Annotated in this window: 17 protein-coding genes; 12 read left to right on the top strand and 5 right to left on the bottom strand. The window is 67.6% G+C overall.

Features of this window, described 5'->3' with window-relative positions; genetic code table 11:
* Positions 1 to 16 precede the first annotated feature (16 nt).
* The 4 genes from VFG33_RS14155 to VFG33_RS14170 all read left to right on the top strand — a co-directional run bounded on the left by VFG33_RS14155 (position 17) and on the right by VFG33_RS14170 (position 4,833).
* Positions 17 to 1,510: an MFS transporter gene (locus VFG33_RS14155; protein ID WP_325026413.1), complete on the top strand. Its 1,494-nt coding sequence runs from the start codon at positions 17 to 19 to the stop codon at positions 1,508 to 1,510.
* 144 nt (positions 1,511 to 1,654) lie between these two features.
* A complete protein-coding gene (locus VFG33_RS14160) occupies positions 1,655 to 2,815 on the top strand; it encodes a hypothetical protein (RefSeq protein WP_325026415.1) in 1,161 nt (386 codons plus the stop codon).
* 165 nt (positions 2,816 to 2,980) lie between these two features.
* Entirely contained in the window at positions 2,981 to 3,997 is a 1,017-nt protein-coding gene (locus VFG33_RS14165; RefSeq protein WP_325026417.1) for an efflux ABC transporter ATPase subunit, DrrA-related, read from the top strand.
* Entirely contained in the window at positions 3,994 to 4,833 is an 840-nt protein-coding gene (locus VFG33_RS14170; RefSeq protein WP_325026419.1) for an ABC transporter permease, read from the top strand. The genes VFG33_RS14165 and VFG33_RS14170 overlap by 4 nt, the downstream gene beginning before the upstream one ends.
* A gap of 55 nt (positions 4,834 to 4,888) precedes the next feature.
* Here the strand turns inward: VFG33_RS14170 and greA are convergent, their stop codons facing one another.
* Together greA and VFG33_RS14180 are read right to left on the bottom strand one after the other, a co-directional pair.
* On the bottom strand, positions 4,889 to 5,401 hold the full coding sequence (greA, locus tag VFG33_RS14175) for a transcription elongation factor GreA (RefSeq protein WP_325026421.1): 513 nt from the start codon (positions 5,399 to 5,401) through the stop codon (positions 4,889 to 4,891).
* Between the two features lie 230 nt (positions 5,402 to 5,631).
* On the bottom strand, positions 5,632 to 6,048 hold the full coding sequence (locus VFG33_RS14180) for a DUF4307 domain-containing protein (RefSeq protein WP_325026423.1): 417 nt from the start codon (positions 6,046 to 6,048) through the stop codon (positions 5,632 to 5,634).
* A 35-nt stretch (positions 6,049 to 6,083) separates the two neighbouring features.
* On the opposite strand from VFG33_RS14180, the gene mca reads away from it, so the two are divergent.
* The 6 genes from mca (at position 6,084) to VFG33_RS14210 (ending at position 14,295) form a co-directional block, all read left to right on the top strand.
* On the top strand, positions 6,084 to 6,947 hold the full coding sequence (gene mca, locus VFG33_RS14185) for a mycothiol conjugate amidase Mca (RefSeq protein ID WP_325026425.1): 864 nt from the start codon (positions 6,084 to 6,086) through the stop codon (positions 6,945 to 6,947).
* A gap of 41 nt (positions 6,948 to 6,988) precedes the next feature.
* Entirely contained in the window at positions 6,989 to 7,291 is a 303-nt protein-coding gene (locus VFG33_RS14190) for a hypothetical protein (protein WP_325026427.1), read from the top strand.
* Positions 7,292 to 7,470: 179 nt separating this feature from the next.
* A complete protein-coding gene (locus VFG33_RS14195; RefSeq protein WP_325026429.1) occupies positions 7,471 to 8,493 on the top strand; it encodes a CopD family protein in 1,023 nt (340 codons plus the stop codon).
* A gap of 9 nt (positions 8,494 to 8,502) precedes the next feature.
* Positions 8,503 to 10,482, top strand: a complete 1,980-nt coding sequence (locus VFG33_RS14200; protein WP_325026431.1) for a thioredoxin domain-containing protein — start codon at positions 8,503 to 8,505, stop codon at positions 10,480 to 10,482.
* Between the two features lie 227 nt (positions 10,483 to 10,709).
* On the top strand, positions 10,710 to 12,776 hold the full coding sequence (locus VFG33_RS14205; protein WP_325026433.1) for a M4 family metallopeptidase: 2,067 nt from the start codon (positions 10,710 to 10,712) through the stop codon (positions 12,774 to 12,776).
* Between the two features lie 91 nt (positions 12,777 to 12,867).
* Complete coding sequence (locus VFG33_RS14210) at positions 12,868 to 14,295, top strand: M28 family metallopeptidase (RefSeq protein WP_325026435.1); 1,428 nt, start codon at positions 12,868 to 12,870, stop codon at positions 14,293 to 14,295.
* 17 nt (positions 14,296 to 14,312) lie between these two features.
* Here VFG33_RS14210 and VFG33_RS14215 read toward each other — a convergent pair whose 3' ends face one another.
* Positions 14,313 to 14,840, bottom strand: a complete 528-nt coding sequence (locus VFG33_RS14215; protein ID WP_325026437.1) for a hypothetical protein — start codon at positions 14,838 to 14,840, stop codon at positions 14,313 to 14,315.
* A 44-nt stretch (positions 14,841 to 14,884) separates the two neighbouring features.
* Here VFG33_RS14215 and VFG33_RS14220 point away from each other — a divergent pair, with 44 nt between their 5' ends.
* The gene (locus tag VFG33_RS14220; RefSeq protein ID WP_325026439.1) at positions 14,885 to 15,355 is read left to right on the top strand and encodes a nitroreductase/quinone reductase family protein; all 471 of its coding nucleotides are present in this window, start codon (positions 14,885 to 14,887) and stop codon (positions 15,353 to 15,355) included.
* On the opposite strand, the gene VFG33_RS14225 is transcribed toward VFG33_RS14220, so the two are convergent.
* The gene (locus tag VFG33_RS14225; RefSeq protein WP_325026441.1) at positions 15,348 to 16,532 is read right to left on the bottom strand and encodes a phosphotransferase; all 1,185 of its coding nucleotides are present in this window, start codon (positions 16,530 to 16,532) and stop codon (positions 15,348 to 15,350) included. The two genes, VFG33_RS14220 and VFG33_RS14225, sit on opposite strands and share 8 nt — an antisense overlap.
* Positions 16,533 to 16,671: 139 nt before the next feature.
* On the opposite strand from VFG33_RS14225, the gene VFG33_RS14230 reads away from it, so the two are divergent.
* On the top strand, positions 16,672 to 17,136 hold the full coding sequence (locus tag VFG33_RS14230) for a MarR family winged helix-turn-helix transcriptional regulator (RefSeq protein ID WP_325026443.1): 465 nt from the start codon (positions 16,672 to 16,674) through the stop codon (positions 17,134 to 17,136).
* Between the two features lie 5 nt (positions 17,137 to 17,141).
* Here VFG33_RS14230 and VFG33_RS14235 read toward each other — a convergent pair.
* Positions 17,142 to 17,280 (bottom strand): hemolysin III family protein (locus VFG33_RS14235; RefSeq protein WP_325026449.1); only part of this gene is annotated, 139 nt, incomplete at its 5' end.

Here is a 17,280-nt window from a genome sequence, read left to right on the forward strand (position 1 = left end):
GCAAAGCTCTCTGCTTGTGACACAGACAACGCAACCCTCTCCGACCCGCCTGACCTGGGACGCGCGCCTCTGGGGCGCCCTCCTGGTGGTCTGCGGCGTGATCTTCCTCGACGGCCTGGACGTGTCCATGGTCGGCATGTCGCTTCCCGCGATCGGCTCGGATCTCGGCGTGCCGCTGTCCTCCCTGCAATGGGTGGTCACCGGTTACGTGCTCGGCTACGGCGGACTCCTGTTGCTCGGCGGCCGGACCGCCGACCTGCTCGGCCGCCGCCGGGTGTTCCTGATCGCACTGGGCGTCTTCGCCGTGGTCTCGATGCTGAGCTCACTGGCCACCAACCCCGAACTGCTCATCGCCGCGCGGTTCGTCAAGGGAGTCGCCGCCGCCTTCACCGCGCCGGCTGCGCTCTCGATCATCACCACCACCTTCCACGAGGGTCCGGACCGGAACCGGGCGCTCAGTATCTTCACCACCTGCGCCGCCAGCGGCTTCTCGATGGGCCTGATCCTCGGCGGCCTGCTGACCGAGGTCGGCTGGCGCTGGACCTTCCTGATGCCTGGTCCGGTCGCCCTGATCGTGCTGCTGTTCGCCGTCAAGCTGATCCCGAACAGCCCCCGCGACAAGACCGCGGGCGGGTACGACGTGCCTGGTGCCGTGACCGTCACGGGGGGCATGCTCACCCTGGTGTACGCCGTGGTCGGCGCCGAACACGCTGGTTGGGGCTCGGTCCAGACCATCGGGCTGTTCGTTGCCGCGGCCGCACTGCTGACCGGCTTCGTGGTGATCGAGCGGCGGTCGAAGCACCCGCTGGTGCGGCTCGGCATCCTCCGGCTGGGCAACCTGTTGCGGGCCAACCTGGCCATCATGACGGTGTTCGGCGCCTATGTGTCGTTCCAGTTCATCGGCACGCTCTACCTGCAGAACCTGCTGGGCTGGTCGTCGTTCGAGACCGCGCTGGGCTTCCTGCCAGCCGGTCTGCTGGTGGCCTTCCTGTCGCCGAATGCGGGCAAGCTGGCCGACCGGATCGGTACCGAGCGGATGGTCGCGACCGGGATGGTGCTCTTCGTGATCGGCTACGCGCTCTTCCTGCGGATCGGTACGCAGTCCGACTACGTCGCCACCGTGCTGCCGACCATCGTGCTGATCGGGCTGGGTTTCGCGATCACGTTCCCGGCGCTCAACATGCAGGCGACCAACGGGGTCGCCGACAACGAGCAGGGTCTCGCCTCCGGCCTGTTCAACACCTCGAGCCAGGTCGGCGGGGCGATCGTGCTGGCCATCACCACGGCGGTCATCGGCAGCCAGTCGCAGGGGGTTGCCCCGAGCGGGATGTTGTCGGCCTACAAGCCGGCTCTCGTGGTGATCAGTGGGATCACCGTGCTGGGGCTGGTGATCGGCCTCGCCGGTCTGCGTGGGCTGCGTGAGCGGAGGGCCGCCGAAGCACGTGAGGCTGCCGAGCTCGACGCAGTACAGAAGGAACTGGCCGAGGAGGAGATGAGCCCGGCCGCCTGATCAAGTGAGAGCAGGACAATGGACAGCAGTGCGGGTCACGGGCTACTCCGCCGTGACCCGCACTGCTCACTTGGCACCGGGTCAGGACAGGTTGGGGGCCATCCCTTATTGGTTTGGACCCGTCAGGGTGCTGGACTGGGGGACATGAGCAACCAGAGCGACTACGACCGCCAGGTCAAGGACATCCTCGACCGGGTCGGCAAGGGCCACCTTTCGAGTGACGAGGCCGCAACACTGATCGCCGCCGTCACCAAGCCGACCGAGCCCGCCGCCACCAAGACCGACAGCCGGGCCGACCAGGCCGAGCCCAATGGTCACGTCGCCCAGGAGCCGGTTGCCGATTCACCTTCCGCCTCCGTCTGGGCGGACGTAGTCGACTCCCCGGACACCACCGCGACCGGCACGGACGCGTCCGCCGACGCTGGTGCCGCCGATGCAGGTGCGTCGCCCAAGCACGCTGCCGGGCCTGCACCCGCCGCGAACGGCGCGGCCGGCGTCCAAGACAGCGTGGTCGACGAAGCCGCTGTCGAGGGCACCACCATCGACGCGACTACTGCCGAGGGGACCACAGCCGCGGAGAGCGCTGGTGAGGAGGCGCCGGTCGAGGGGACCATCGTGGACGAGGTCTCGGAGGCGGAGACGGAGGCTGAGCACAGCAATGTGCCGGTGCCGGCCGGGGTTCAGCGGGTCACGATCCGGGCGATCGGACGGCGGGTGCGGCTGATCGGCGAGCCCGCCATCAATGGCGTCGCCGTGGACGGCCCGCACGTGATCAAGCGCGACGGCGACACGCTCGCGATCAACAGTGAAGGCGACATGGGCGTCTCGCTCGACGGCTTCACGATGCTGCGGACCCGCTCGGTCGGCGACCTCAAGTCGCACGTGAACGGCTTCGCCAAGGAGCTGTCCATCCGGGTCAACCCGGCCCTGCAGGTCGAGGTCGAGGTGACCGGCGGCAGCGTCATGGCCGAGCGGCTGCCAGGCCTGACCCGGGTCCGCGTCACCGCCGGTACTGCGAAAGTGACCGACGTGGACGGACCGATCGACCTGCTCGTACAGGCCGGCTCCGCGACCCTCGACGCCCAGATCACCAAGGGTCGTTCGCGGGTCCGGGTCGAGTCGGGCTCCGCCACTGTCAACCTCCGTCGCGGCTCCGATGTCCGCGTCCACACCGAGTCCCAGCTGGGCCGCGTCTCCTGGACCGGCGCCGTCACCGGCCAGAGCAAGGACGTGGAGATCGGCCGCGGCCGCGCCGCCCTCGATGTAGAGGTCCTGGTCGGCACCGCCCAGATCGCCTCCGACTGACAGCGGCGAGACGTACTGCCCTTCCCTGGGATGAAGCCGCTCATCCCAGGGCCCCTGGAGTGCAAGTAGTTACCTGCGCTTATATAACTGGTAACGTACTTACTGACTGTCGGCGGGCTCCGCAAGGATGATCCGCATCACACTCAGGGGAAGGGAGCGGCTGGAATGGCTGCAATCGAGGCGACCGGCCTCGTGAAGACGTTCAAGTCCCGCAAGAACGCGGTGAAGGCGCTGGACGGTATCGATCTGGAGGTGCCGGAGGGGAGTGTGCTCGGCCTCCTCGGGCCGAACGGGGCGGGGAAGACGACCGCGGTCCGGGTGCTCACCACCTTGATGAGGCCCGACGCGGGCAGCGCCCGGGTGCTCGGCCACGACGTGGTGAAGGAGGCCGACACGGTCCGGCAACTGGTCGGTCTGTCGGGGCAGTACGCGGCGGTGGACGAGTTGCTCACCGGCCGCGAGAACCTGTGGATGTTCGGACGGCTCTACCGGCTGACCAGTCAGCAGGCCAAGCAACGGGCGGACGAACTGCTGGCGACCTTCGACCTGACGGATGCGGCCGACCGGATCCTGAAGACGTACTCCGGGGGCATGCGGCGCCGCCTCGACCTGGCCAGCTCGCTGATCGCGCATCCGAAGGTGCTCTTCCTGGACGAACCGACCACCGGACTCGACCCGCGGAGCCGGCTCGACCTGTGGCAGATCATCCGGGACCGGGTCAGCGAGGGAGTCACCATCCTGCTGACCACGCAGTACCTGGAAGAGGCTGACGAGCTGGCCAACAGCATCGCCGTGGTCGACCACGGTTCGGTGATCGCCCGCGGTACGGCGGACGAGCTGAAGGCCAAGGTCGGCGGCGAGCGGATCGAGGTCGTCGTGTACGACCCGGACGAGACCTACCGGGCGCTGGAATTGCTCACCGCGGCCCTGGAGGTGACCGATCCCGAGGCGACAACGATGGACAAGCACACCAAGCGGATCACCCTGCCGGCGCCGGGCGGTTCCGCCGCGCTGGTCGACGTGATCCGGACCCTGGACGGCCACGGCATCCGGATCGCCGACATCGGTCTGCGCCGTCCGACGCTGGACGACGTGTTCCTCACCCTCACCGGGCACGCGACCGACAACACCGACATCGCCACCGACGAGTCAGCCGTCACGGCGAAGAGGGGGAAGGCATGAGTACGACGGATACGCCGGCCAAGGTGAGTCCTCTCGGCCGGGCGATCACCGACGCGGGGATCCTGGCCTGGCGGTCGCTGAAGCGGATCCCGCGGACGCCCGACATGCTGATCTACGCGACGATCCAGCCGATCATGTTCGTGCTGCTGTTCGCCTACGTGTTCGGCAACGCGATCCCGATCCCGGGGTTCCCGGGCGCCAAGGCCTACCGGGAGTTCCTGATGTCCGGGATCTTCGCGCAGACGATGGCGTTCGCGGTCGCGTCGGCCAGTGTCGGGCTCGCCGACGACATGTCGAAAGGGCTGATCGACCGGTTCCGGTCGTTGCCGATGGCCCGGTCCGGGGTGATCGCCGGGCGGGTGATCGGTGACGTGGTGTTCAACGCGTTCGTGATGGTGGTGATGGTGATCTGCGGCTTCATCGTCGGGTGGCGCTGGCACAACGGCTTCGGCCAGGCGCTGGCGGCGTTCGCGATCCTGCTGCTCTTCGCGTTCGCGATGCTCTGGGTGGGTGCGTTGATCGGCCTGTCGGTCGGCAGTGCGGAGGTGGCGGCCTCGGCCGGCCTGATCTGGCTGTTCCCGCTGACCTTCCTGTCCAACGCCTTCGTCCCGACGCCGCAGTTGCCGAGCGCGCTGCAACCGGTGGCGGAGTGGAACCCGATCTCCTCCATCGTCGCGGCCTGCCGGCATCTGTTCGGCAACCCGTCGCCGTTCGCCAGCCCGGACGGGTTCCCGGCCCAGCACCCGGTCTGGCTCAGCCTGATCTGGTGCGCGGTGATCATCGGCGTCTTCGCCCCGCTCGCCGTCAATAAGTACCGCCGGGCGACCGGCCACTGACAGAAAAGGCGAACGCCCCGGTGAGTTCACCGGGGCGTTCGCGCGGATGACGTGGTCAGCCTTTGAAGGGCACCGCGGCGACGATCTCGACGGTGACGGGCTTGCCGTTCGGCGCCTCGTACGTCGCCTTCTCGCCCTTCTTCTTGCCCAGGATCGCCGAGCCCAGCGGGGACTGTGGCGAGTAGACGTCGATGTCCACCGACGAGTCCAGGGCGAGGAGCTCGCGGGAGCCGAGCAGGAAGGTCTCCACGTCGTCGTCGCCGGCGAACTTGATCGACACCTTCATGCCGGGGCCGACCGCGCCGCCCGACTTCGGGGTGCCGCCGACGCGGGCCCGGCGCAGCATGTCCTCGAGCTGCCGGATCCGGGCCTCCATCTTGCCCTGCTCGTCCTTGGCCGCGTGATAGCCGCCGTTCTCCTTCAGGTCGCCCTCGTCACGGGCGTCGCTGATCCGCTGGGTGATCTCGGTCCGGCCGGGGCCCTTCAGCTCCTCGAGCTCGGTCTTCAGCTGGTCGTAGCCATCCTGTGTCAGCCAGACAACGCTGTCCTCATCGATCTTCTGCGTCACGGGCTGCTCCTTTGTCGAATGGATGGGTAGAAAAGCCTCTGGCCGCCGTCGTCGACGGCGACCAATCCACTGAGCGTAGCAAGATCGGGCTCAGAACCCCACAGTTCTGTGCCCTCTCAAACAGCGGGCAAACGTTTGCATGCAGGTCTGGCGGTAATCGGTTGCCCCAGCAGACCAGCACCAGACCACAGCGGACTGCCTGACAGACCAGTTAGTCCGCGGTCACGAGCTCAGTGCGGGCGGTGAGAGTCGGCGGTAGTGCAGCCGACCAGGATCACCGAAGTGGCCGCGCGCTGGGTGGTGAGGGTGGCGTCGAGGGTCTGCCGGCGGTCCGATGCGGCCGGCACCGTCACGGTGATCTCGCCCACGATGGAGAAGTCGGCGGCCTTCGCCTGCAGCCGGCAGTCGGCGTCGACGGACTTGCTGCGGTCGACCTGGATGGTCGCGGTTGCCGTGGTGTCCGAGGTGATCTTGAAGCCCAGTAGCCGCGAGGACACCGGCGGGTTCGACTGCACGAAGGCGACCCACAGCAGCCAGACGAGGGCGATCAGGACCACGGTCCCGATGACGCCCAGCACCAGCGGCCGGCGGCCACGTGCCCTGCGGCCGTAACGAGCGTCGAGGTCGGTAGCGGATGGGTCGGTCAACGGTTCTCCTCGGGCTTGGAGGACCATTGTGACTTGTGACCGAAGATCTCCGTCTGCTGCATGTCCATGCTCACCCCGATGACGAGTCCAGCAAGGGTGCCGCCTCCACCGCGAAGTACGTCGCCGAAGGCGTCGACGTGATGGTGGCCACCTGTACCGGTGGCGAGCGCGGCTCGATCCTGAACCCGAAGATGGACCGCCCGGAAGTGCTGGCCAACATCAGCGAGATCCGCCGCCAGGAGATGGACGCGGCCCGCGAGATCCTCGGCATCCGGCAGGAGTGGCTGGGCTGGGTCGACTCGGGCTTCCCCGAGGGCGATCCGCCGCCGCCACTGCCGGAGGGCTGCTTCGCCGCGCTCAAGGTCGAGGACGCCGCCGCCCCGCTGGTGAAGCTGATCCGGGAGTTCCGTCCGCAGGTCGTCACCACGTACGACGAGAACGGGGGCTATCCGCACCCCGATCACGTGATGTGCCACCAGATCACCGTCGCGGCGTTCGAGGCCGCCGGTGACCCCGACGCGTACCCCGGACTCGGACAGCCGTGGCAGCCGCTGAAGCTCTACTACCACCACACCTTCCACCGCGAGCGGATGAAGGCGCTGCACGACGCGATGATCGCCCGCGGCCTGGAGTCGCCGTACGCCGATCGTCTGAAGGACTGGAAACCCGACCCGGAGAACGAGCGCCGGATCACCACCAGGGTCGAGTGCGCCGAGTACTTCGGGCTCCGCGACCGGGCACTGCTCGCCCATGCGACCCAGATCGACCCGGATGGCGCGTGGTTCGCGGTACCGCTGGAAGTGCACCAGGAAGCCTGGCCGACCGAGGACTACGAACTGGCCCGCAGTTTGGTGGAGTCCGAGTTGCCTGAAGACGACCTGTTCGCGGGGTTGCGCTGACTCCCCGGGGCAGACGGTGAGACACTGGCCAGGTGATCGCGATGACCCATCTTCCGAGGATCCAGCTTCCGGCGACCGAGATCGATCCGAACACGGTCCGGCCCGGCTGGATCGCGCTGCTCATCGTGCTCGCGCTCGGTGCCGCCACAGTGCTGCTCTGGCGCAACATGGGCAAGCAGCTGAAGAAGATCGACTTCGTCGATCCCACCGGTGGGCAGCCGGTACCTCCGGACGAACCTGTGGACGACCCAGCACAGTCCGCCGACCGGCCGACGCCGCCCAGCTCACCGGCCTCGGCCGGCGATGCCGTACCCAAGACCAGTGACGACCCCGCCCATCACTAGGTAAGGCCTCAATCAGGTCGATGCCGATAGCAACGGCATGGGGTAGCGCGGACGCGGAAAGTCACGTCCTGACAACCGTTGGCGATGCTGTGTCACGAGATGGTGTCGCAGGCGGCGACTGTTAGATAGCTCACCTATAGTGAGCGCGTGTCCAACAGCCCAGAGGGCGGGAACGCTCTGTGACCACGACCCGCTCCGCCCGGCATCGCATGCCCGGACGGCTGGTCGCGGGTGGAGCGACCGCTGTCCTGGTCGCACTGATAGCCCTGGTCGTCGCGCTTTTCGCGGCCGGCAGCGAGCCGCAGGACAACCCCGCCGGCGGCCCCGGTCTGTTCGTCACCTGGTTGCTGCCGTTCTTCCACTTGTTGTCGACGATGGCGACGGTCGGTTGCGCCGGCGCCCTCCTCGCCGCGGTCGTTCTGCTCCGTACTGACGGCGGTCCGCTCGGGATCCAGGGTCGCCGCGCGGTCCGGGACGCGAGCAACTCCGCGATCATCTGGGCGGTGGCCGCGTTCGGTGGTGCGATCGTGACGGCGGCGATCCTGCTGGCCACCCCGGTCGACCTGCTCCGGCTCCGGCTGGACGACGCGCTCGGCGTGCCCGAGGTCAAATCCCTGCTGATCACCGGGATCCTGGTCGTCGCGCTGGCGATCGGCATCCGTCGGGTCCAAACCTCGTCGGCGGCGGGACTCGGCGTACTGGTCGCCATCGCGGCCCTGGTGCCACCCGCCCTGACCGCCTACCCGCGCAACGAGCCGTACGTCGTCCTCGCCGGCGCGGCCCTGGTCATCCACGTCATCGCGGCGACCACCTGGGTCGGCGGACTGGCCGGCCTGGTCCGCTACGGACGAGCCAGCCGCAACGGTCTGCCGCTGGTGCTCGAGCGGTTCAACCAGGTCGCAGTGCTCTCGTCGATCGCCGTACTGCTGAGCGGTCTGATCAGCGCGGCCGGGCGGCTGGCCGCGATGGGCGGCGGCTACGGTAAGGCCTTCGACGCACTCACTTCGGACTCGTACGGCGCCCTGCTGATCGCCAAGACGGCCGTCTTCTTCGTCCTGATCATCGGCGGCTGGATCCACCGCCGCCAGGTGATCGACAACCTGATCGAGCCCGGCCCCCGGTTCTGGCAACTCGTCGGCGTGGAACTCGTCATCATGGCTGTCGCGCTGGGCCTGTCGGTGGCCATCTCCCAGACCACCTAACGTTGGGGCATGGCCGCCAACGAACTCGGTACGTCCACGTCGCCCTACCTGCGCCAGCATGCCGGCAACCCGGTGGCGTGGAAGCAGTGGGGAGAAGCGGCGTTCGCGGCGGCGCGCGAGCGGGACGTGCCGGTATTCCTGTCGATCGGGTACTCCGCCTGCCACTGGTGTCATGTGATGGCGCACGAGTCGTTCGAGGACGAGCAGACCGCGGCGTACCTGAACGAGCACTTCGTCAGCATCAAGGTGGATCGCGAGGAACGTCCCGATGTGGACGCGATCTACATGGAAGCCACGGTGGCGATGACCGGGCACGGCGGCTGGCCCATGTCGGTGTTCCTGACGCCGACCGGTGAGCCGTTCTTCTGCGGTACCTACTTCCCGGCCGAGCCGCGGTCCGGGATGGCGACCTTCCGTCAGGTGCTGGAGTCGCTGGTCGAGGCCTGGCAGACCAAGCGCGACCAGATCGACGGCATCGGCCAGAGCGTGGTGCAGCAGCTCGGTGCCAGAAAGTCCACGGTACAAGGCGTTCTCGACGAGAAGACGCTGGAGAGAGCGGCCGCGTTGCTCAAGGTCGACTTCGATCCGGTCGACGCGGGGTTCGGCCCGGCGCCGAAGTTCCCGCCGTCGATGGTGCTCGACTTCCTGCTCCGGCATCACCGCCGGACCGGCTCGGCGGATGCCCTCACCATGGTCTCGCAGACCTGCGAGCGAATGGCCCGCGGCGGCATGTACGACCAGCTCGCCGGCGGGTTCGCGCGGTACAGCGTCGACAAGCAGTGGGTCATCCCGCACTTCGAGAAGATGCTGTACGACAACGCGCTGCTGCTGGATGTCTACACGCATTGGTGGGGCGTCACCGAGGACCCGCTGGCGAAACGGATCGTGCTCGAGACCGCCGACTTCCTGCTGGCCGAGCTTCGCACTGCCGAAGGCGGGTTCGCCTCCGCGCTGGACGCCGACACCGAAGGCGAAGAGGGCCTGTACTACGTCTGGACGCCCGAGCAGCTCCACGAGGTGCTCGGCGATGACGCCGCCTGGGTGATCGACCTCTGCGACGTCACCGGCACGTTCGAACACGGCTCGTCCGTCCTCCAGCTCCGCCAGGACCCCGACGATCCGCAGCGCTGGGAGCGCGTGAAGTCGGTACTACGTGACGCTCGCAGCACCAGGACCTACCCCGGCCGCGACGACAAGGTGGTTGCCGCCTGGAACGGATTGGCGATCACTGCGCTAGCCCGCGCGGGCGTAGTACTGGAGAAGCCCGAGTACGTCGAGGCGGCGGTGGCTGCGGCCGGATTGGTCCGGGACGTGCACCTCGACGAGTCCGGCAGACTCCATCGGACTTCAAGGGACGGGCAGGTCGGCACCGCGCACGGCGTGCTCGAGGACTATGCCGCGTACGCCCAGGCATGCCTCACCCTCCTCGGAGTCACCGGCGATGCCGACTGGCTGAAGGTGGCTGAATCACTGCTGGACCGGGTCCTCGAGCAATTCGTTGCTGACGGCACCTTCTATGACACCGCCGCGGACGCCGAGGCGCTGGTGTGGCGCCCGCAGGACCCGACGGACAACGCAAGCCCGTCGGGCGTCTCCCTCGCCGCGGAAGCCCTCACCACCATGGCCTCCCTGACCGGATCGACCCGGTACGACGCTGCGGCGCAGCAGGCGCTGGCGTCTTCGGCGACCTTGGCCAGTCGTGCTCCGCGGTTCGCCGGGCGGGCGCTTGCCGTAGCGGAGACGCAGGCCGCCGGCCCGTTGGAGATCGCGATCGTCGGCGATTCCGGCGAACTGCTCGCCACTGCGCTGAAGAACGCGCCGTGGGGAACCGCCGTGGTACGCGGCGCACCCGGGCTCGACGTACCGCTGATGGCCGGGAGGGACCTGGTCGGCGGCCAGTCCGCGGCGTACGTATGTCAGAAGTTCACCTGCCGGCTCCCGATCGTGTTGCCGGAAGACCTTCGACGTGAGCTGAACCCCGCGCGCTGACAACGCGAGCCAGCGCGGGTTTTCCCTGCCGTTTCGGCAGAATCCCTTGACTCCGGCCCGGCCGAGGTAGAGAGTCCTCCCTCAGTCGGATGTAACAGAACTCGCATGTCCTGACACACAGTGTCACAGGTGAGCCGTGGCACTGCTGAGCCAGCACGAGTCCGACGTCCCCATTTGATATTGGTCGCTGCGCCCAAACAGCGACCACACCGTGAGGAGATGTTGTCTTGAAACGACTGACATCAGCAGGGGCGGTGGCCATCGTCGCAGCAGCGGGAATGGCCGGGGCCTTCACCGGGTCACCCGCAGGAGCCGCCAACCGTACGGCTCCGCTCCCGGCGTCCGGCTTCAACCAGCCGGCCGCAGTCCAGGCCGAACAAGCGCTGACCGCGCAGACGGCCACAGCCCTCGGTCTGGCCGGAGGCGAGGTGCTCAAGGTCCGTGACGTCGTCAAGGATGCCGACGGCACCGAGTACGTCCGCTACGACCGGACCTACAACGGCCTGACCGTCATCGGCGGCGACCTGATCGTGAAGCGCAAGGGCGACACGATCAGCAACGTGACCTACAACCGGGGCGCGAGCAAGGTCGCGATCGCCTCCACCAAGCCGACTCTGTCCCAGTCGGCGGCGCTGGCCAAGGGTGCGAAGTCGGCGGACTTCAAAGCCACGGCCAACAAGGGAACGCTGGTCGTCTTCGTGACGCCCAGCAAGCCGGTGCTCGCCTACGAGGTGGTCACGTCCGGCACCAAGGCCGACCAGACGCCGTCGGTGCTGCACTCCTTCATCGACGCCCAGACCGGCGCGGTGCTGGACCAGGACGACGAGGTGAAGACCGGTACCGGGAACTCGATGTACTCCGGCACGGTCAGCATCGGTACGTCCGGCAGTTACTCGATGACCGACACGAGCCGCGGTGGCAACTGGACCACCGACCTCAACGGCGCGACCTCCGGCAGCGGCACCACGTTCACCGACCCGGACGACACCTGGGGCAGCGGCACCACCGCGAACCGCCAGACCGCCGGCGTGGACGCGCACTACGGCGCCCAGCTGACGTGGGACTACTACAAGAACGTCCACGGCCGGAACGGCATCTTCAACAACGGCCAGGGCGCCCGCTCCCGGGTGCACTACGGCAACGCGTACGTGAACGCGTTCTGGGACGGCACCCAGATGACGTACGGCGACGGCTCGGGCAACGCCCGTCCGCTGACCTCGCTCGACGTGGCCGGTCACGAGATGAGCCACGGTGTCACCGAGGCGACCGCCAACCTGAACTACTCGGGTGACGCCGGCGGCCTGAACGAGGCCACCTCGGACATCTTCGGTACCGCCGTCGAGTTCTCCGCGAACAGCTCGTCCGACCCGGGTGACTACCTGATCGGCGAGAAGATCAACATCAACGGCAACGGCACGCCGCTGCGCTACATGGACAAGCCGTCGAAGGACGGTGCCAGCAAGGACTGCTGGACGACCAGCACTGGTGGGCTCGACCCGCACTACTCCTCCGGCCCGCTGAACCACTGGTTCTACCTGGCCTCCGAGGGCACCGGCACCAAGGTCATCGGCGGCGTGTCGCACAGCAGCACCGCCTGCAACGGCGCCACCATCACCGGTGTCGGCCGTGACGTCGCCGCCAAGGTCTGGTACCGCACGCTGAGCACGAAGCTCAGCTCGGGCAGCACCTACAAGGACGCTCGGGAGGGTGCGATCAACTCCGCCAAGGAGCTGTACGGCGCCAGCTCGGCCCAGTGCCTCGGTATCGAGGCCGCGTTCAGCGGGATCACCGTCCCGGCCGGCGCCGCCACCTGTGGCACCGTCGCCCCGCCCACCGGTTCCGAGCGACTGCTGAACCCGGGCTTCGAGTCCGGTGCGGTCAACTGGACCGGGACTGCGGGAGTCGTCACCAGCGGCGGCAGCAGGCCGGCTCACGCCGGTACCTGGAAGGCCCTGCTGGGCGGTAAGGGTGTCACCGCCACGGCGAACATCGGCCAGTCCGTAGCCATCCCGGCCGGTGCCTCTTCGGCCCAGCTGTCGCTCTGGCTGCGGATCGACACTGCCGAGACCACCGCCTCGACGGTGTACGACACGGTGAAGATCCAGATCGTCGACGGTACGACGACCAGCACGCTGGCGACGTACTCGAACGTCAACAAGAACACCACGTACACCCAGAAGACGTTCAACGTCGGGGCGTACGCCGGGAAGACGGTCACGGTCAGGTTCCTCGAGAACGAGGACTCCTCGCTGCAGACCAGCTTCGTCATCGACGACGTGTCGCTGATCGGCTAGCCGGTACTTCGCAGCACCCGTCCGGGGCAGGGCCTCGCCCAGGCTCTGCCCCGGACGTTCTCATTCCTTGTGAGGCAAGGAGATCCGTCCAATGTCCAAGTCCTTCAGGAATCAGGCCCGGTACGGCGTGCTCGGAGCCGCTCTGGTCGCCTCAGTTCTCGTCCCCGGCACCACCGCCTCCGCGGTCGTGTCGCCGGACATCTCCGTCACCAACGCCAAGGCCCATCTCGACCAGCTCCAGACGATCGCCACCAACAACGGCGGCAACCGCTACACCGGCCGGACCGGGTACCGCGCGTCCGCCGACTGGGTGAAGTCGAAGCTCGACGCGGCCGGCTACACCACCACCCTGCAGTCGTTCTCCACCTCCGCCGGTACGTCGTACAACGTGATCGCCGAGTGGCCGCAAGGCGACGCGAACCACGTCGTGATGACCGGCTCCCACCTGGACAGCGTGAGTTCCGGTCCGGGAATCAACGACAACGGCTCGGGCAGCGCCGGCGTACTGGAAACCGCCCTCGCTTACGCTGCCAGCGGCCAGATCCCCAGGAATCGTTTGCGTTTCGGCTTCTGGGGCGCAGAGGAACTCGGCCTGGTGGGCTCGAAGTACTACGTCAACAACCTGCCCGCCGCCGAGCGCGACAAGATCGAGCTCTACCTGAACTTCGACATGCTCGCGTCGCCGAACCCGGGCTACTTCGTGTACGACGACAACCCGGCCGGCAACGGTGCGCGGGACGACCTGGTCTCGTACTTCACCAGCAAGAGCGTGCAGACCGAGTACATCGACGTACAGGGTCGTTCGGATCATGCGGCGTTCCGGTCGCTCGGGATCCCGACCGCAGGCACCTTCTCGGGCGCCGAGGGGATCAAGACGTCGGCCCAGGCGACCAAGTGGGGTGGTACGGCGAACGCGGCGTTCGATGCCTGCTACCACCGGTCCTGCGACAACATCAACAACCTGAACCTGACGTCGCTGGACCGCCAGATCGACGCGATCGGTCACATGATCTGGAACTACGCCCAAAAGGACTACGGCACCACGATCCCGCCGACAGGGCCCAACCTGCTGCAGAACCCGGGCTTCGAAGCGGGCGCGGTCAACTGGACCGGGACCGCTGGGGTGATCACCAACAGCACCTCGAAGCCGGCTCATGCTGGGACGTACAAGGCGTGGCTGGGCGGCAAAGGCGTGACTGCCACGGCGAATCTCGGCCAGTCCGTCACGATCCCGGCTTCGGCGACCGCGGCGTCGCTGGCGTTGTGGATCACCATCGACACGGCCGAGACGACCACGTCGACGGTGTACGACACGGTCAAGGTGCAGATCGTCGACGGAACCACGACGACCACGCTGGCGACGTACTCGAACCTGAACAAGAGTACGGCGTACTCGCTGAAGACGCTGAATGTCCTTGCCTACAAGGGAAAGACGGTGACAGTGAGGTTCCTCGAGAACGAGGACTCCTCGCTGCAGACCAGCTTCGTGATCGACGACGTGGCGGTGACGGCCGCCTAGCCCAGACCGGTCTGCCTCTAGACCGGTTTGCAGAGGTTGCCGGGCGGCACGGCGGCCCCGGTGAGCAGCTTGCTCACCGGGGCTGTCAGGGGCTTCACCAACGGGTCCTCGATCCGGGCCAGTCGGCCGCCCGCCGAGACCGCGATGATCATGTCGTCGGGATGCCGCACGATCGGCTTGGTCGTGCCGAGGGCGGCCCAGTCGATCTGCTGGACCGCCGCGGTGATGGTCGTCAGCAGTCCGGCATCGAGCTTGCAGCGCACGGGATCCTTGCCGCGCTGACTGACGCTGGTGACGCCGTCCACGCCGACGACTACGCGGTCGTCGAAACCGGCGAAACCACCGGTGCGGGTGACGGTCAGCGGAAGTCCCGACCCGCCCGGCACGGGGACTGTCGCCGTCGGCAGGCTGGGGGAGACCGTGCCGGGCGAACTCGTGCTGGGTGGCGTGGGGCTGCTGCCCGCATCAGAGGTCGATTCGTCACCACACCCGGTCAGGACCAGGCCGGCGGCGGCGGCCAGTACTGCGTAACTAAGGTTCCTCACACCCTCATACATACCCGCCTTCGAGGTGACGGCAGACTTCGTGCATGGGCTGGTACACGAATGTCATCCGGTCGTTAGGCCACCGGCCGTGGTTCGCGGCGGCCGGGCGGACCCTCGTACCGGTCGATCGCTGGCTGCAGCGCAGGACCGGCGGAAGGGTGACCATCCTCGGCCGTTCCGCCTTGCCCACGTTGCTTCTGACCACCCAGGGCCGGAAGTCGGGCCTGCCGCGAACCGTGCCGCTGATCTACGCGGCCGACGGTGACTGCTTCATCGTCACGGCGTCGAACTGGGGTCAGGAGCATCACCCCGCGTGGTCCGGCAACCTGCTGGCCGCGTCGACCGCCTCGGTGATGCTTCCCGGCGGCAACGAGATCCCGGTCCTCGCCGCCCTGGCAGAGGGGGCTGAGCGGGACCGGGTCTGGCCTCTCGTCACGAAGGTCTGGCCCGCCTACGACACCTACGTCGAACGCAGCGGCCGCGACCTCCGGGTCTTCGTCCTGACTCCTAGTTGATCGGCGACACCAGGTCGATCAGCGCGCGGGTCAGGTCGACGCGCTGCTCGAAGATCGCGATGCCGGCCGGCGACGGAGGATTCGCGAAGAGCTCCAGGGGCAGTGCGGTGAAGGCCGACCGGGCCATCAGCGAGCCCAGGTAGCCGTAAGTCACCTGCTCCTCGGTGACATCCATCCCGTCGATGGCCAGGCCCTCCATGAAGGCCTTCAGGATCACCTTGTGGACAGCAGGCAGAGCCGCGGGGGACAGTTCACCGGCATGCGCCAGTCCGATCAGCAGTTGGCCGAGATCGAACCCGACCGCCTGCGGACAGTCGAAGCCCCAGTCGATCACCACGAACTCGTCCGGCTCGTCCCGGGAGACGAGCAGGTTCTGCGGGCTCGCATCCCCGTGCTGATAGCACTGCGGCAACGCATCCAACGCATCCAGTACTGCGGGCAGCCGCTCCGCCAACTCGAGTAGATCGTCCCTGAGCCGGTGATCCCCGGTGTTGCAGACCGCCGCCGACAACAGCGGATGCCGCCAGGTCTGGTCGTCGGCCAAGGTGGGAAGGACGCTTCTCACCACGCGGCCGTTGGTGTAGTACCGCAGCCCGACGCCCGGGGTCTCCACGTCACCCCTTGGCAGCAAGGGTTTCACCAGGTGCAGCTGGCGGCGGGCGGACAACCTGCCGAGCAGGTACGCCGCTCGCTCGAACCGCTCCATGGGCCAGATCCCAGGCGCCTGGATCACGTTCTCCATCCACAAGGTGGCCCGGTCGTCGTCGTACTCGTTGAGCCGGTACAGCTTCGGCAGGCGCAAACCGTCCGGCAGCAAGGTCGCGATGTCGCTGCGATGGACCGCCGCCTCGAGTTGCCAGGGCAGGTTCTGGACGAAGGCCTCCCTGAATCCTTCGGGAATCAGGTGGATGAGTGGCCAGTGTCGCGCCGACTGGAGCTTCTTGAGGAAGCAGGACCACTCGACGGTGTCGCCGTCGGCCAGTCGCGCGGTCCCGGTCACCCGGAGCAGTTCCTGCGTGCTCGGCGTGCCGATGGGGTAGTCCACCGGCTCGACCCGGGCCGAGGTGGGCTCGGCATCCGGTCGTCCGGTGATGGTCTGGACGAGGTCGCTGAGGGACTGATCGCTGGGCGCGTCCCGGCCCAGCGACGCGAGCGCCTCGCTGTAGGTGGTGGTCATGGGTTCCCCCCGATGAAGTCGTTTCCCCCGATGGTGACGGCCGACCTTCAGATCAGCTTCAGATCCGTCGGCCCTGAAGAAGTCGGTCGGTCCTGAAGAAGTAAAGTTGCCTTACCACTTGAGATAGTAAAGTTGCCTTATGACTTCCGTCAATGACTTTCCGGGCAGCGCTGATCCAGCGAGCGGTCAGGGATTCCACGGCGACCACATCGCCGGGCTGTTGGGGCTCGCGCTGCGGCGGCTGCGCCTGGAGATCCTGGTCGACTCGGAGGCGAGGTTCCCGGGCCTGCGGATCTCGCACTACCGGTTGCTCGAGATGATCCCCGCCGAGGGCGGTCGGATCACCGACCTGGCCGAGGCGGCGGGGATGACGAAACAGGGTCTCGGGCAGCATGTGGACTACCTGCAGGACCTCGGTTTCACCGAGTCCGACCGGCTGGCGGAGGACCGTCGCGTGCGGTTGGTCCGGCGTACGGGCAAGGGCGACGAGGCGGTCGCGTTCAGCCGCGCGGCGATCGGGCGGCTGGAAGCCGATTGGGCAGCGCAGTTGGGCCCGCAGCGCTACGACGAGTTCCGGAGAACCCTCGCGGAACTAGGTGTTTGAAGGACTCAGCCGGCGCGGTAGGTGGCGATGCTGACCGCGATGTAGTGGCAGACGAACGCGGCCACCGTGCAGGCGTGGAAGATCTCGTGGAAGCCGAACCAGAGCGGGGACGGGTTCGGCCGCTTGGTCGCGTAGATGACGGCG

The organism is Kribbella sp. (assembly GCF_035687465.1).
Taxonomy (GTDB): Bacteria; Actinomycetota; Actinomycetes; order Propionibacteriales; family Kribbellaceae; genus Kribbella.

Coding starts and splice junctions, on each gene's coding strand:
- VFG33_RS14160 (WP_325026415.1), top strand. CDS start 1,655: ATGAGCAACCAGAGCGACTACGACCGCCAGGTCAAGGACATCCTCGAC.
- VFG33_RS14165 (WP_325026417.1), top strand. CDS start 2,981: ATGGCTGCAATCGAGGCGACCGGCCTCGTGAAGACGTTCAAGTCCCGC.
- VFG33_RS14170 (WP_325026419.1), top strand. CDS start 3,994: ATGAGTACGACGGATACGCCGGCCAAGGTGAGTCCTCTCGGCCGGGCG.
- VFG33_RS14190 (WP_325026427.1), top strand. CDS start 6,989: ATGACCCATCTTCCGAGGATCCAGCTTCCGGCGACCGAGATCGATCCG.
- VFG33_RS14200 (WP_325026431.1), top strand. CDS start 8,503: ATGGCCGCCAACGAACTCGGTACGTCCACGTCGCCCTACCTGCGCCAG.
- VFG33_RS14210 (WP_325026435.1), top strand. CDS start 12,868: ATGTCCAAGTCCTTCAGGAATCAGGCCCGGTACGGCGTGCTCGGAGCC.
- VFG33_RS14220 (WP_325026439.1), top strand. CDS start 14,885: ATGGGCTGGTACACGAATGTCATCCGGTCGTTAGGCCACCGGCCGTGG.
- VFG33_RS14225 (WP_325026441.1), bottom strand. CDS start 16,532: ATGACCACCACCTACAGCGAGGCGCTCGCGTCGCTGGGCCGGGACGCG.
- VFG33_RS14230 (WP_325026443.1), top strand. CDS start 16,672: ATGACTTCCGTCAATGACTTTCCGGGCAGCGCTGATCCAGCGAGCGGT.